Consider the following 14140-nt stretch of genomic DNA (forward strand, 5'->3'; position numbering starts at 1 on the left):
AGAGGCTGCGACGGCCCGCCGCCGGCATCGCCCGTCTCCAGGACGTCGCGGCGGCGGCGGTGCTCGACGGCGTCGGCCGGCAAAGCGGCTGAAACGTCCGCCACCCGGAGCGCTCGGTCACCTGTGCCCCGCCGGGCCTGCCCTGCGCGGCCGGCGCGCGAGGTGTTGAGGCGATCCCGGCGGTGGGTGGGCGTCGACGAGTTACTCGCGGGCCTGAGCGTTCACCGAGGGATGTGCGTCACCGCTGTCCGCGCCCAGGCCCACGAGCAGGCGCAGGCCGTCCTCGGCGGGGCTGCCGGGGGAAGCGGACAGCACCAGCAGCTCCACGCCCGATTCATCCGGTAGCGCGAAGTTCTCCTGGTGCAGTTCCAGCAGTCCGACCAGCGGGTGCCGGTACGCCTTGCGTCCATGGGTGCGGGCGCGCACGTCCGCGCGGGCCCAGAGGCGGCGGAAGCGCTCGCTGCCCATCGCCAGCTCGCCGATGAGCGAGGCCAGTCGAGGGTCCTCGGGGAATTTGCCGGCGGCCAGGCGCAGATGCCCGACCACATCGAGGGTGCATTTCTCCCAGTCCGTGTAAAGACCGCGCTCGGCCTCCTCCAGGAAGATGTGCCGGGCGATGTTCAGGCCCGGCACCGGCCGGCCGTAGAGGAGCCCGGCGAGGCGGTTCCCCGCGAGCACGTCCAGGCGGTGGTCCACGATCAGCGCGGGCGCGTCGGCGACCAGGCCGAGAACGCGCAGCAGCTCCGGCCGGACCCTCCCCCGGCCTCTGGCCGGGGCGACCCCCATGCCCGGCGCCTTCGCGCGGCGGCGCTGCCGGGCGAGCCGGGAGAGGTGATCGCGTTCGGTCTCGTCGAGGCCGAGAACGCGGGCGAGCGCGTCGAGGACATGCTCGGAGGGCTGAGTAGCGCGGCCCTGCTCCAGGCGTACGTAGTAGTCGACGCTGACTCCCGACAGGTGCGCGACCTCTTCGCGGCGCAGCCCTTCGACCCGGCGGCGGCTGTCGGTGGGGATGCCGACGGCTGCCGGGTCGACCCGGGAACGCCGGGTGCGAAGGAAGCCCGCGAGATCGTCCATGCTTTCCAGTATGGCTCCGGCGGTGCCCGCGAAGGTGGCCCTGCCGTTACCAGGAAGTCCCGTCCGACGGAAGAGGCGCCCCTGAACGCTGGGCGCCGCGGCGCCCAGCATCGAAGGCACCCGATCCGAAGGAGTTCCCATGAAGACGCTGATCGTCTACGCCCACCCGGAGCCCAAGTCGCTCAACGGCTCGCTGAAGGACCTCGCGGTGTCCACCTTGGAGAAGGCCGGGCACGAGGTACGGGTGAGCGACCTGTACGCGATGAACTGGAAGGCGGTCGTGGACGCCTCGGACTACGGCCCCAACGCCTCAACTCGGCTGAAGGTCGCCCGGGACTCCGGCCGGGCCTTCGACGCCGGAACGCTCACCCCGGACGTCCTCGCCGAGCAGCAGAAGCTGCTGTGGGCCGACACGATCATCTTCCAGTTCCCGCTGTGGTGGTACACGATGCCCGCGATCCTCAAAGGCTGGGTGGACCGGGTGTTCACCTACCACTTCGCCTACGGCGTCGGCGAGCACAGCGACACCAAGTACGGCGAGCGCTTCGGCGAAGGAACCCTCGCGGGCCGGAAGGCTCTGCTGTCGGTGACCGCCGGCGGCCCGGAGTCGCATTACGCTGCCCGCGGGATCAACGGCCCCATCGACGATCTGCTGTTCCCGATCCACCACGGCGTCCTCTACTACCCGGGCATCGAGGTGCTGCCGCCGTTCGTGCTGTACGGCACCGACCGGATGACCGACGAGGACTACCCGGACGTCGCCAAGTCCTGGGAGCAGCGCCTGCTCACTCTGGAGTCGACCGAGCCGATCGCGTTCCGGCGGCAGAACTTCGGCGACTACGAGATCCCCTCGCTGCACCTGAAGGAGGGACTGGAGCCCGCGGGCCGCTCGGGTTTCGGGCTGCACGTGCGCGGCTGACCGTCGGCGATGATCAGCGCGAGTGGCGCCAGGTGAGGAGCGGCCCGGAGTCGCCCGCGGTGGTCGGGGCGGCGTTGGTGAGGTGGAAGCCGGCGGCACGGGCCACAGCCGTGCCGGCCGCGCTGCCAGGGTCTGGTAGGCGTGGTCGGTCCTCAGCCGCACCGCACTCGACGGCCAGCCACCCGTCACCCGCGTAAACAACCCCGCCGATCAACACATCCAGGCGGAGGCGGCGGCCACGAAGAACGGAATGGCGATGAGAAGGCGGTCGGCCTGGGCGCGTTGGCGCTGTTCGGCGAGCCACTCGTCGGCCTGATCACGGCCGACGGCGCCGCTCGTGCAGGCGGGCTCCACGAGTCTGGTGAGCAGCGACAGCATCGCGGGATCGGTGAACACGCTGGTGTGCGCCTCGACGGTGACGTCGGCGAAGCCGCCGTCCAGGAGCAGGTCGCGGTACTGGCGGCCGGCTCGGGGCGTGCCCAGGAGGTCGGCGCGAGCTTGCACGATCGTGCGCGTGAGCGCCGCATCGTCCGAGTCGATCATGATGGCGTCCCAGTCCTGCCCGACCAGGACGATCCTGCCGCCCGGGGCAAGGACGCGCCGCGCCTCCGCCACCGCGCGCCCCGGTTCCCGGAGCACGTGGAAGACCTTGTCGGCACGGTAGCCGCGCACGCTTCCGTCGGCGAACGGCAGATCCTCCGCCCCCGCCTCCCGGAACTCGGCCGCCAGCCACCGTTCCCGGGCCGCGGTCAGCATCCGGGGGTCGGGGTCCACGCCCACCGCGTGGACGCCGCGTTCGGCCAGCTCGGCGACGGCGCGTCCGGCGCCGCAGCCGACGTCCACGACAGTCGAGTTCGGGACCGGAGACAGCAACTCGTAGGAGCGGGCCCGCAGCCGGGTGGCGTCCGGCATCCGGTCCGCCGCGTCGAGGACGGCCAGCAGGGCCTGGGTGTCGCGGTGCTCTTCCACCGCTTCCTGGTTTCTGGACATGGCCGCCAGGCTGCTCCTTAATGTCGACGTGAAGTCAAGCGAAGACAGCGGCGCCGCCGTGATGAGCATCGGCGCCCTTGCGGCACGGTTCGGCCTGGCTACGCATGTCCTGCGGCATTGGGAGTCGATGGGCCTGCTGCACCCCGAACGGGACGCGGGCGGGCGCCGCCGCTACGGTGCGGACGACCTCACCCGCGTGGCGATCATCCTCGTTTCCAAGGAGGCCGGCCTCGGCCTGGACACCATCAGGAGCCTGTCCGCCACCGTCGACCGCGCCACCCGGCACACGATCCTGCGTCACGAGGCCGAGCAGCTCGGTCGAGGATCGCGGCGGCCCAGGTCTCGTTGCAGCTCATCGAGGGCGGCCTGAACTGCGAGCACGAGGACGTCACCCAGTGCCCGAGCTACCGGCGGCTCATCGCCGAGCGGGTCGCCCCCCGAGTGCCGGCGCACGCTCAGTCACAAGACCGGACGGGGAGCCAGTGATCGCGGCCGTGGCACCCAACCCCAGGGGACGGCACACCTAATGTGCTGCCATGCGTGATGACACACCTGACGAAACGCGCCGTGTCCACTTGAGCCGGACCTTCGACGAGGACGCGGAGTTGTACGACCGGGCCAGGCCCGGTTATCCGCCGGAGTTGTTCGACGACCTCACCGAGGTGGTCGGCATCGGCCCCGGCTGTCGTGTCCTTGAGGTTGGCGCGGGCACCGGCAAGGCGACCGTGCCGCTCGCCGAGCGCGGTTGCCGGATCACGGCCGTCGAGCTGGGCGCGGACATGGCCGCCGTCGCCCGGCGCAACCTGGCCGCGTTCGAAACGGTGGAGATCGTGACGGCGGACTTCGAGACCTGGCCACTGCCGGCGGAGCCGTTCGACGCGGTCGTCTCGGCGACGGCGTTCCACTGGATCGATCCGGCGGTGCGGATGGCGAGGGCCGCTGACGCGCTGCGGCCCGGTGGTGCCCTCGCCGTGGTCGCCACGCAGCATGTGGCGGGCGGCAGCGAGGAGTTCTTCGTCGAGGTTCAGACCTGCTACGAGCGTTTCGATCCGGCCACCCCTCCGGGGCTGCGGCTTCCTGCCGCAGAAGACGTCGACACCTCGGATCACGCGGACGAGGTGGCACGCAGCGGCCGATTCGGCCCGGTCGACTTCCGGCGTTACGAGTGGGATCTGACGTACACCACGGCCGAGTACCTGGAGCTGCTGCGGACCTACTCCGGCCACCGGGCGCTGCCGCAGGAGGCCAGGGAGGGACTGCTGGAGTGCGTCGCCGGGCGCATCGACGGGCGATACGGAGGCCGGATCACCAAGCGGTATCTCACGGAACTGCGGGTGTCACGAACGGCCGGGGTGCGGGAGGCCTTCGGGGTGGCGCGACCATAGAGGCATGAGACCACCAGATGCGCCGCGCGGCCGTGGCGTGGACGAGCGCGAGTTCGACGCGTTCTACACCGCGAGCGTGGGTCGGCTCACCGGCCAACTCTACGCGATGACAGGGGACTTGGCCGAGGCGCAGGATGTGGTCCAGGAGGCCTTCGCCCGGGCCTGGGAACGTCGGAGCCAGCTCGATCTGGACGACGCGCCCGAGGCGTGGGTGCGCACGGTGGCGTGGCGGCTGGCGGTCAGCCGGTGGCGGCGGATGCGCACGGCGCTGACCTTCGCCCGGCGGCAGGGCCCGCCCGCCGCCGTGGCGCCGCCGGAGCCGGACCACGTGCTGCTCGTCGAGGCGCTGCGCCGGATTCCCGAGGCACAGCGGCGGGCAGTGGTGCTGCATCATCTGTGCGACCTGTCGGTGGAACAGGTGGCCGCCGAGACCGGCCGGCCCGTCGGTACCGTCAAGGCTCATCTGAGCCGGGGGCGAGCGGCGCTGGCACGGCTTCTGGCCGACACGGAGCTGGACACGCGGACGACTGGGCTGCCGGAGGTGCGGCATGGATGACCAGATCGAACTGGAGCGGCTGCTCGCCGACCTCGCCGAGTCGGGGCGGCGGAACGCGGTCCCCCGTGCCGCGCACGAGGTACGGGCGCGCGGTGAGCAGCGCCGGAGCCGCAGGCGGGCGGCGCTGGCCGCCAGCGGCGCGTTGCTGGCCGTGGTCGTGGCCGCGGGAGGTCTGTCGCTGGCCACGGCCGGCGGGGGAACGGAGCCTCCCGTGGACGATCCGGCGCCGACCGCTTCGTCCTTCGAGCCGCCGTCCCCCGGGCCGGGCGCGGAGTACGCCACGGAACTGGGCTACGTGTACGACGCGGTGGCGGAAGGGGACACGGTGCGGGTCACCGTCGAGCAACTCCGCATGTCCGGCCAGGCCGCGGAGCCCACCGGCGTGGTGCACACGCTGACGCTGCCGAGCCACACCCTGGTGGAAGCGCGGCAGCTCGCCGGAGGGCAGCCCGCGGATACCGAACTGGGCGAGCTGGTGGACGAATTGAGCGCCGGGCAGCGGTGGGTCTTCGCGATCGACTACAACGGCGAGGGCCGGGTCCAGTCCCTGCGGGAGGCCTACTGGCTCACTGAGTGAGCCCGCGCCGCCCGGGTCCCCAAAAATTCCTGAGGTTGAGGTGCAACCTCGGCGCGGAGCGGCGCGTAAAGACCGCGTATGCCGATGACACCCAATGCATAAGGGGACGTTGAACCATGTTCGCCTCGCGCCGCCGCGCCTTCCGCCGCACAGCCGCCCACAGCCTCGCCGGCCTCGCCCTCGCCACCGCCGTGCTGACCGGGTGCACCTCCGAAGACGACGGGCAAGCGGACGCCCCCACTTCGCCCCCGGCCGAAACCGAGACCGAAGCCGAAGCCGAAGCCGAAGCCGACGCCTCCACGGACCCGGCCGACGACAGCGCGGACTCGGCCGACGCCAGTGGGGACCCGGCCGACGAGACGGCGTCCGCCGATGCCGCCTCCTGGGCGGGCACCAAGCAGTTCATGCAGATCCGCACGGCCTGGACCAGCGACGGACAGACGTTCCTGGAGGTGCGGGGCGCGGAGAAGGTGGCCGTCACCAGCCCGCACGAGGCCTGGCAGATAATCCCCGGGGAGGGGCCGTACACCACGGTGACCTTGGCGGCGGACGCCCAGGTGCTGCTGGCGGTCCCGATGGGCGACGAGTCCGCGGCCTCGTCGTACTCCCAGGCCGAGTTCGTCAGCCGGCTGACCGAGCAGCCGGAGGTCAACTCGAGAATCGGCTACGACATCAGCTTCGACGGGGAGGGCCGGGTCAGCAGACTGGAGTCCCTGTACACACCCTGAGCGGGCGGGCCGACGGATCGAGTGGAAGACACCGCCGGTCCGGCCATCCCCCCGGATGGCCGGACCGGCGGCCGGACCCCCGTCAGCCCCGGTGCTGGTACGCCCGGTGCACCGTCTGTTCCACCGCGTTGCCCGCCGCGTCCCTTGCCGTGACCCGCAGGGTCACAAACGCGTCGGCCGGTGTGCCGCGTGGGCGTTCGAGCGTGGCGGCGAACGTGTTGTCGCCGCGGGGGCGGATCCGGGTGGCCTCGGTGAACGTTTCGCCGTCGTCGTAGGAGGCGGCGACGGATACCGTGACGCCGCGTGGCGCGGGGAGGGCGTCCTGGTGGCGGACCGTGATGCCGATCGTGTGGCGGCGGCCGGAGTCCGTGGTGTTGTGGGCGTCGGTGCCCGTGTCGTAGTCGAGTTGGAGCAGGGGCAGCGGGGTCTCCTCCGCCGTGGTGTCCGAGCGGAAGTGCCACGAGGTGTCGGTGTGGGTGGCGAAGTCCCAGGCCGTGGAGGCGCGTTCGGTGGTGATGTCGAGCCGGTAGGCGGCCGCGCCGGGGCCGGGTTCGAGCGTGGTCCAGGTCTCGTCGGCCGTCGCCACCTCCGTGCCGTCGCGGAACAGGGTGGCGGTGACGCGGTCCCCCGACAGCGAACGGGCCCAGTGGCCGCCGGAGTCGGTGAACTCGGGGATCCGCAGGGCGAATGTGTCGCCCGTGCGCACGGACGTGTTAGCGGAGCCGCGCGGGATGGCGGGCCGGACGACCGTGCCGGTCCACCGCTCGGTCTCGGAGTCCTCGGCGCGGTAGGCGCGTTGCTCGCCGCGCGCGGCGAAGCCGGTGACCGGGACGTCGTAGAAGAAGGGGAGTTGGTGGTGCACATAGTGCTGCCAGACGGTGTCGCCCGCGCTGATGTACTCGGTGCGGGTGGTGCCGACCGGGACCTCGCGCGGGGAGTCGAGCATGGCGATGCCCTGGTGCGGGCGCCAGCTTATGCGCTGCGCGGAGCCCCAGCCGCCGTGTCCGGGGTCGGCGTAAGTCGTCACCACCCGGGCGGTGTTGCGGTCGGTGACGGTGTGCACGACGCGTTCGGGGATGTGGCCCTCGGAGGTCTGCATGACGTCGTAGAGGTAGGGGCTGCGCGCGGTGCCGGAGAACGCGACCGTCGTGCGCCGCTCGGCGGCGCGGGCCAGCAGCGCGGTGCCGTGGTCGTGGCTGACGCGGACGACGGGCACCGCGTACGTGTTGCCGTTGGGGCGCCAGCGCGTCCAGTGTCCCTGGCCGGGGTCGGCCACCAGCATGACCGCCGCGGCGCCCGACTCGGCGGCGCGTTCGGCGAGTTGGCCGTAGCCGCCGCCCGGCTCGCCGCGGACGACGGCCAGCCGGCCGCGCACGCCGGTGAGGTCGGGGGCGTCGGCCTCTCCCGCGTCGGCGACGGTGAGCCGGTCGCCGGAGTCGAACAGCGGGGCGGCCGACAGGTAGTAGGGGTCGAGCGTCAGCCGGGAGCCGGGGACCTCGGCGTCCAGCACGGGCGCGACGAGCTGCCAGCGGGAGGCGAACTCGAAGGCGCCCTCGGTGACGGGCTCGGTGGGGGTGACCATCAGCCGGGCGGAGCCGATGGGGTAGCTGAACGAGTGGGTGAAGTCATGCCCGTCGTAATGGCGGTAGTACTGGAAATTCATCCAGGTGCGCTGCTCGGCGGGGCGCGGGGTGCGGATCTGAACGGGCGTGGTGCGGCTCAGGTCGAGGGTGACCTCGGTGTCCCCGGTGACCGTCACCTCGGGCCGCAGGGCCAGCCGGACCTCGGTGATGTTGTCGGCGCCGCGGGCCTCGGTCATCTCGGTGAGCACGTAACTGCCCTCCTCCACCTCGGCTGAGGGCCGCTCGCCCGCGCTGTCCGGCACGATGAAGCCGTCCGGGCCCCAGATCAACGGCCAGGCGCCGGGCAGGCGTTCGCCGTCCGCGCCGATGACGGTCGGGGTGAGGGTGTGCGTGGGTCCGTTGACGACGACGCTGACGGTGGTGTGGACGGCGACCGCGCCGTCGGCGGCCCGGGCCGTCACATGGCCGTAGTAGTCGCCGCGCTGGGCCCGTTCGGGGGTGACCGTCAGCGGCACCTCGGCCGTGGCGCCGGGCGCGACCGTCACCGAACGCGCGCCCAGGGCGAGGGCGCCGGCGGCCAGCGGGCGCCCGCCGGTGGTGGCGAGCTCGGCGGACAGCTCCAGGGTGCGGGGCTCGCCGGTGGTGTTGGTGTAGCGGAGGGTGGCCTCCCCGGGCGGCTGTTCGCCGTCGCCGGTGGTGAACGGGCCGAGCACGACGGTGCCGGTCGCGGTGACGCCGCCGGTGACGGCGGCGGCCAGGTCGACGCGGCCGCCGCCCTGTTCGGTCACGGCGGTGCCGGACACGGTGGCGGCGGTGCTGACCAGGGCGTCCTTGAGCTGGGCGGCGCCCCAGTCCGGGTGCGCTTCCGCCAACAGGGCGGCGGCGCCCGCGACATGGGGGGTGGCCATGGATGTGCCCGAGGCGGCGGTGTACCGCTCGTCGACCGGCTGGCCCATCGTGGTGCCCGCGGCGCGGGCGGCGACGATGCCGACGCCGGGGGCGGTGACATCGGGCTTGACGGCGGCGTCGCCGGGGCGCGGGCCACGGCTGGAGAACGGAGCGAGCGCGTCGTCCCGATCCACGGCGCCGACGGTGAGCGCGGCGTCGGCGGCGCCGGGCGAGGTGACGGTGGCGGGACCGTTCTCGCCGCTGTTGCCGGCGGCGACCACGAACAACGTGTCGGTGGTGGCGGTCAGTTCGTCAACGGCCTGGCTGAGCGGGTCGGTGCCGTCGCTGGGCGCGTCGGAGCCCAGGCTCATATTGACGATGTCGGCGCCCTCGGCGGCGGCCCACTCCATGCCGGCGATCACGGCGGACTCGGTGCCGTAGCCGTCGTCGCCGAGGACCTTGCCGACGAGCAGGTCCGCGGCGGGCGCCACCCCGGTCCGGGCGCCGTCGCTCGCCGCGCCGCCCCCGGCGACGGTGGCGGCGACATGGGTGCCGTGGCCGACCGCGTCATGGGTGCCGGCGCTGTCGGAGAAGTCGCGGCTGCCGGTGATCCGCCCCGCCAGATCGGGGTGTTCGGCGTCCGCGCCGGTGTCCAGCACGGCCACCGTGACGCCGCTGCCGTCGTAGCCGGCGGCCCAGGCGGCGGGGGCGTTGATCTGCCCGGTGCTGCGGTCCAGCGAGGCGGCCACCCGGCCGTCGAGCCGCAGCCGGGGGGTGGGCGCGGCCGCCCGCTCGGCGGGCGGGACGAGGCGTTCCCAGAACGCGCCGAGGTCGTCGGCCGGGACGCGCAGCGAGGTGGCGTCCACACTGGGCAGGTCGTAGGAGGGCTCGGAGTCGTCGTGCAGCGCGGTGAGGGCGGCCACGGCGGCGGGCGCGACGCCCTCGGGGCGGGCGAGCAGCAGCGGCAGGGTGTCGGTGTGGGCCTCGTCGTAGCGCTGCTCGATCAGGGCGGTGACGTCGAAGAGTTCGGGGTCGACGGTGCCGTCGCGCACCGGCTCCCGGGCGTCGGAGGGCAGCACGGTCAGGCGGCCGTCGCCTTCGAACTGCTGGAAGTGGATGTGCTCGCGGCCCGGTCCCGGCGTGACCGACGCGACGCGGCGGCCCGCGCCGGCGTCGGTGAGCGTCACGGTGTCGCCGGTGACCAGGCGCACGCTCACCGCCCCGGGGGCGGTGGCCGCGGGCGCCTCGCGTGGCGCCCCCGCGGAGTCGGCGGCGGCGGGTGGTGCGCCAACCGCCAGCAGAATCAGCCCGGTTGACATCGCCGCCGCCAGGGCGGTCCCTCTCTTGTGCCTCACTGACTCATACCTTTCGCTCAGGAGGCCAGAATCCGGTCGCCCGGTCGTGGGTGTCACGCGTTTCCCGTGGCGCAGTAGCGACATGTCGCCACTGCGACAACGGCCGGGGCGTCGGTGATAATGCGAGCGGCGCGGCGCGATGCTGGAGGCACGATGCTGGAGGCGGCAGGGCTGACGACGGACGAGGAGGCCGTCTACCGGGAGTTGGTCACGGTGGACTCGGCCACGCCCGGGGACCTGGCGCGGCGGACCGGCCTCACGCCGGGCTACGCCGAACGCCTGCTCGCCGGGCTGGAGCGCAAGGGCCTGGTCAACCGCGCGTCCCGCACGCCGCCCGCCTGGGCGGCCAGCCCGCCGGATGTCGCACTGCTGCCCCAACTCCAGCAGCGCGCCGAGGCGTTGGAGCAGGCCCGGGCCGCGGTGACCGATCTGCTGGAGACCTACCGGGGCACCCGGCGGCGGCACGACGCGGGGCAGCTCATCGAGGTGGTCACCGGCGCGGCGGCGCTGCGCCAGCGGCTGCGGCAGATCCAGGACAGCGCGCGCCACGAGTTGCTGTGGTTCTGCAAGGCGCAGTATGTGGCGATGCCGTCGGTCAGCAACACGGCGGAGTTCGCCGCGCTGGCCCGCGGGGTGCGGTATCGCGTGCTGTACGAGCGGGCGTTCTTCGAGGACCCGGGCTCGGTGGACAGCCTGGTGGCCGGGGTGCGGGCCGGGGAGAACGCGCGGGCCGTTCCCCAACTGCCGTTGCGGATGGCCATCGTGGACCGGGAGCTGGCGGTGTGCCCGCTGGTACCGGGCGGCCCCAACGGCAGCCCGGAGGAGCCGACGGCGGCGCTGCTGCGGGACAGCAGCCTGCTCCAGGCGCTGCTGGCGCTGTTCGAGCGGTACTGGGAGGACGGCGTGCCGCTGGCGGTGAGCGCGTCCGGGGCGGTCACGGGCACGGAGGGCGTGGCCGGGACCGCGCTGTCCGAGGACGACCAGCATCTGCTGTCGCTGCTGGTGGCCGGGGTCGCGGACAAGGCGATAGCCAGCCAGCTCCAGTTGAGCCTGCGCACGGTGCAGCGCCGGATCCAGCACCTGATGACGCTGACCGGCGCCGCGACCCGGATGCAACTGGCCTGGCTGGCGGCCCGGAAGGGCCTGATCTGACGCGGCGTTCCGGTCAGGTGACGGGCTCCACGAGGAACTCCTGGTGTGCCGCGCCGTCCTCGCAGGGCTGCCGCATCACCTCCAGGCCCTGCCGGGTGCCACCGTCCTCGGCGACGCCGAGGCAGTCGCCGTCGGCCACGGTGCGGATCCGGTAACGGCCCTCGCCGGACTCGCCGACCGGCTCGAACAGGAAGCGCTGGCGGTCGCCGCCGGCCGCGCAGTCGTTCCACGGTTCGAGCATGTCCTCGATGGCCGGGGTGTCCGCGGTCAGCACGGTGAGACAGGCCAGGCCCTCGGCGGGGTGGTCCCACTGGATGTGGTGGAAGCCGTCCCCGGCCGGCTCCAGGTGGGTGTAGGGCGGCCGGCTGTCGTCGCAGACGCCCTGCGCCGCGATCGCCGCGTGGTACTGCCCGGTGCGCTCCCGGCCCTCCGTGACGCACAACTCGGCGGCGCCGGCGGGGTGGATGCGGCTGAGTCCGGTCGCCGGCGCGTCCTCGGGATCGACCTCCGGCAGCGAGACGGCACCGGGCGGGGCGTCGTCGGGCGGGTCGGAGGAGTCGCTGCCCAGCAGGACCCACGCGCCGCCCGCCAGCATCAGCAGCGCCGCCGCCAGGACGGCGGCCAGCCGCGCGGGCCGGCGCCACCACCGCGCCACCGCGCCGGGCCGCTCGTCCCCGCCGCCCGGCTCCGCGGCGGGACCGGCCGCGGCGATGGCGTCCCGGGCGGCCAGCCAGGCGTCCACCCGGTCGCCGTCCCCGCAGGCGCGGACGAACGCGGCCAGCAACTCCGGCCGGGGCAGCGCCGACCGGCGCAGCACATCCGCCACGGTGGACCGGGCCAGCACCTCGCCCCGGCTCTCGGCGGCCTCCTCCAACTGCCGGTAGGACAGCCCGGACCGGTCCTTCAGGCGCTGCATCAGTGCCACGAACTCGGCGGCCCCGGCTGCCTCTTCGGGCCGTATGTCTCTCGCACCCTCCATGGGGCACATCCTCACCGGCGTTCCGGCCGGACCACAACAGCCCTGCGGAGACAACGCCGCTCAGTCGGGGGTGTGGCCGCCGCGCACGGCGAACACCGCCAGGTGCACCCGGGTGGGGCAGCCCGTCTTCCGCAGCAGGCTCGCCACATGGGTCTTCACGGTGGTGAGCCCGACATGGATCCGGGCGGCGATCTCCGCGTTCGTCAGACCGGCGCCCACCAGCGCCAGCACCTCGCGCTCCCGGCCGGTCAGCTCCTTCACCGGCCCGCACGACGGCTCCCTGCTGGTCCAGGCGCGGGTGGCCTCGCCGACCAGCCGCCGGAGCACGTCGCCGCTGAACGGGCTGCCCCCGGCCGCGGCCTGCCGGACGGCGTCCAGCAGCTCCCCGGGGGCCGCGTCCTTGGCGAGGAAGCCGCAGGCCCCGGCGGCGAGGGCCGGATACAGGTGCTCGTCGTCGTCGAACGTGGTCAGCACCACGACGCGAGTGGCCGGCCGGGCCTGGAGGATGCGCCGGGTCGCGGTGGTGCCGTCCATGCCGGGCATGCGCAGGTCCATCAGCACCACGTCGGGCCGGGCGGCCTCGGCCCGGCGCACCGCCTCCGCGCCGGTGGCCGCCTCCCCCACGATCTCGATGTCCGTGGTCGACTCGCACAGCATCCGCAGCCCGGCGCGCACCAGTTGCTGGTCGTCGACCAGCAGCGTCGCGATCACGGGGCCGCCTCCGCCGGCGCCTCGGCCAGGGCGACGCGCGCGGGGAAGACGGCCAGCAGCCGCCAGCCCCGCCCGTGCGGCCCGGCGGTCAGCGTGCCGCCGACCAGGTCGACGCGCTCCCGCAGCCCCACCAGCCCATAGCCGGGCCCGGCCTGGGGATACGCTCCCCCGGCGTCGGCGGGCGCGCCCTCGTCGCGCACCTCGATCCGCACGTCACCGGCCACGATCGCGACCTCGACCCGGGCGCGCGCCCCGGCCCCGGCGTGCTTGACCGCGTTGGTCAGGCCCTCCTGGACGACGCGCAGCACGGCCAGGCCGCGCACGGCGTCCAGCCACACGATGTCCGGGTCGAGGTGACGCTCCACGACGAGCCCGGCCGCGACGCTGCGGTCCACCACCGTGGCGACGGCGGCGGGCAGTTCGGCCGGGTCCACCAGCAGCGAGCCGGTGGTGTCCTGAACGGCGGCCGGGTCGCGCAGCACGCCGACGAGGCGGCGCAGGTCGGTCAGGGTGGTGGTGGCGGAGGTGTGCACGTCGTCCAGCACCGCGGCGACCTTGGGCTCCAGGCCGGGCAGCACGGCGCGGGCCACCCCGACGCGCAGCGCCATAGACGCCACATGGTGCGCGACCAGGTCGTGCAACTCCCGGGCCAGCTCGGTCCGTTCGGCGAGCCGGGCGCCGCGCGCGACCAGCTCGCGGCGCTCCTCCGCCTCCCGGGCGCGGGCCCGGGCCTGCGCCAACGCCTGGCCGGCGGCCCGCAGATAGGCGCCGAGCAGCAGCGGCGCGGCGGTCACGCACACGATCCGGTAGCCGACGGCGAGCACTCCGGAGGCGGTCTCGTGCTCCTGGACGACGACCAGGTACGCCGCGATGAGCGCGGCGGTGCCCGGCACGGCGGCGCGCAGCGGGCGGCGCACGGCCAGCTCCAGCAGCGCCACGCTGGCAACGACCTTGGGGACCACGGGCGTTGCCTCGATGAACGGCTGCCCGGCGACGATGAGCGCGGCCTCGGCGCAGACGACGCCCAGCGGCCAGACGCCGCCCGCGAGGAACACCGCGCCCGCCGCGAGCGTCACCGCCCAGTCCCCGCTGGTCGGCTCGCTCCGCTGCACGAACAGCAGATATCCGGGGCCCAGCAGCAGCGGAAGCAGGCGCGCCGGACCGAACCGGTCACCGACCGCCCTGCTCAGCCACGTCATCAGCACGGGCCGACAGTAACCGCTGATGGCCGGGCGGCCGTACT

At 73.7% G+C, this 14140-nt stretch carries 13 protein-coding genes; 7 read left to right on the top strand and 6 right to left on the bottom strand.

The genetic code is table 11. The features are described 5' to 3' along the window. Nucleotides 1–201: 201 nt before the first annotated feature. A complete protein-coding gene (locus RM590_RS21530) occupies nt 202–1074 on the bottom strand; it encodes a helix-turn-helix transcriptional regulator (protein ID WP_311706297.1) in 873 nt (290 codons plus the stop codon). 139 nt (nt 1075–1213) lie between these two features. Here RM590_RS21530 and RM590_RS21535 point away from each other — a divergent pair, with 139 nt between their 5' ends. Further along, nucleotides 1214–1993 (top strand): NAD(P)H-dependent oxidoreductase, encoded by a 780-nt coding sequence (locus tag RM590_RS21535; protein ID WP_311706298.1) that lies wholly within the window; start codon nt 1214–1216, stop codon nt 1991–1993. Between the two features lie 210 nt (nt 1994–2203). Here the strand turns inward: RM590_RS21535 and RM590_RS21540 are convergent, their stop codons facing one another. Continuing rightward, the gene (locus tag RM590_RS21540; RefSeq protein ID WP_311706299.1) at nt 2204–2983 is read right to left on the bottom strand and encodes a methyltransferase domain-containing protein; all 780 of its coding nucleotides are present in this window, start codon (nt 2981–2983) and stop codon (nt 2204–2206) included. A gap of 28 nt (nt 2984–3011) precedes the next feature. On the opposite strand from RM590_RS21540, the gene RM590_RS21545 reads away from it, so the two are divergent. From RM590_RS21545 to RM590_RS21565, 5 genes are all read left to right on the top strand, one after another. Further along, nucleotides 3012–3353 carry a MerR family transcriptional regulator gene (locus tag RM590_RS21545; protein ID WP_311706300.1) on the top strand — a complete coding sequence of 114 codons (342 nt, stop codon included), beginning with the start codon at nt 3012–3014 and terminating at the stop codon, nt 3351–3353. 166 nt (nt 3354–3519) lie between these two features. Continuing rightward, a complete protein-coding gene (locus RM590_RS21550; protein WP_311706301.1) occupies nt 3520–4368 on the top strand; it encodes a class I SAM-dependent methyltransferase in 849 nt (282 codons plus the stop codon). A 4-nt stretch (nt 4369–4372) separates the two neighbouring features. After that, nucleotides 4373–4924: a SigE family RNA polymerase sigma factor gene (locus tag RM590_RS21555; RefSeq protein ID WP_311706302.1), complete on the top strand. Its 552-nt coding sequence runs from the start codon at nt 4373–4375 to the stop codon at nt 4922–4924. Then, the gene (locus tag RM590_RS21560) at nt 4917–5501 is read left to right on the top strand and encodes a hypothetical protein (RefSeq protein WP_311706303.1); all 585 of its coding nucleotides are present in this window, start codon (nt 4917–4919) and stop codon (nt 5499–5501) included. The genes RM590_RS21555 and RM590_RS21560 overlap by 8 nt, the downstream gene beginning before the upstream one ends. Before the next feature lie 116 nt (nt 5502–5617). Then, entirely contained in the window at nt 5618–6229 is a 612-nt protein-coding gene (locus tag RM590_RS21565; protein ID WP_311706304.1) for a hypothetical protein, read from the top strand. Nucleotides 6230–6311: 82 nt separating this feature from the next. Here the strand turns inward: RM590_RS21565 and RM590_RS21570 are convergent, their stop codons facing one another. Beyond that, the gene (locus tag RM590_RS21570) at nt 6312–10055 is read right to left on the bottom strand and encodes a S8 family serine peptidase (RefSeq protein ID WP_311706305.1); all 3744 of its coding nucleotides are present in this window, start codon (nt 10053–10055) and stop codon (nt 6312–6314) included. 153 nt (nt 10056–10208) lie between these two features. On the opposite strand from RM590_RS21570, the gene RM590_RS21575 reads away from it, so the two are divergent. Then, nucleotides 10209–11207, top strand: coding sequence for a helix-turn-helix domain-containing protein (locus RM590_RS21575; RefSeq protein WP_311706306.1), 999 nt, complete (start codon nt 10209–10211; stop codon nt 11205–11207). Between the two features lie 13 nt (nt 11208–11220). On the opposite strand, the gene RM590_RS21580 is transcribed toward RM590_RS21575, so the two are convergent. The 3 genes from RM590_RS21580 to RM590_RS21590 are packed head-to-tail and all read right to left on the bottom strand — an operon-like array spanning nt 11221 to nt 14096. Continuing rightward, entirely contained in the window at nt 11221–12186 is a 966-nt protein-coding gene (locus tag RM590_RS21580; RefSeq protein WP_311706307.1) for an RICIN domain-containing protein, read from the bottom strand. Between the two features lie 60 nt (nt 12187–12246). Further along, complete coding sequence (locus tag RM590_RS21585; RefSeq protein ID WP_311706308.1) at nt 12247–12897, bottom strand: response regulator transcription factor; 651 nt, start codon at nt 12895–12897, stop codon at nt 12247–12249. Beyond that, nucleotides 12894–14096, bottom strand: coding sequence for a sensor histidine kinase (locus RM590_RS21590; protein WP_311706453.1), 1203 nt, complete (start codon nt 14094–14096; stop codon nt 12894–12896). The genes RM590_RS21585 and RM590_RS21590 overlap by 4 nt, the downstream gene beginning before the upstream one ends. Nucleotides 14097–14140: the final 44 nt, after the last annotated feature.

It is taken from the genome of Streptomyces litchfieldiae (assembly GCF_031845365.1).
In the GTDB taxonomy this organism is placed as follows: domain Bacteria; phylum Actinomycetota; class Actinomycetes; order Streptomycetales; family Streptomycetaceae; genus Streptomyces; species Streptomyces litchfieldiae.

Bases quoted from the DNA above. Each gene is read 5' to 3' on its own strand.
- RM590_RS21540 (WP_311706299.1), bottom strand. From the start codon at position 2,983: ATGTCCAGAAACCAGGAAGCGGTGGAAGAGCACCGCGACACCCAGGCC.
- RM590_RS21580 (WP_311706307.1), bottom strand. From the start codon at position 12,186: ATGGAGGGTGCGAGAGACATACGGCCCGAAGAGGCAGCCGGGGCCGCC.
- RM590_RS21560 (WP_311706303.1), top strand. From the start codon at position 4,917: ATGGATGACCAGATCGAACTGGAGCGGCTGCTCGCCGACCTCGCCGAG.
- RM590_RS21530 (WP_311706297.1), bottom strand. From the start codon at position 1,074: ATGGACGATCTCGCGGGCTTCCTTCGCACCCGGCGTTCCCGGGTCGAC.
- RM590_RS21575 (WP_311706306.1), top strand. From the start codon at position 10,209: ATGCTGGAGGCGGCAGGGCTGACGACGGACGAGGAGGCCGTCTACCGG.
- RM590_RS21565 (WP_311706304.1), top strand. From the start codon at position 5,618: ATGTTCGCCTCGCGCCGCCGCGCCTTCCGCCGCACAGCCGCCCACAGC.
- RM590_RS21555 (WP_311706302.1), top strand. From the start codon at position 4,373: ATGAGACCACCAGATGCGCCGCGCGGCCGTGGCGTGGACGAGCGCGAG.
- RM590_RS21535 (WP_311706298.1), top strand. From the start codon at position 1,214: ATGAAGACGCTGATCGTCTACGCCCACCCGGAGCCCAAGTCGCTCAAC.
- RM590_RS21590 (WP_311706453.1), bottom strand. From the start codon at position 14,096: ATGACGTGGCTGAGCAGGGCGGTCGGTGACCGGTTCGGTCCGGCGCGC.
- RM590_RS21550 (WP_311706301.1), top strand. From the start codon at position 3,520: ATGCGTGATGACACACCTGACGAAACGCGCCGTGTCCACTTGAGCCGG.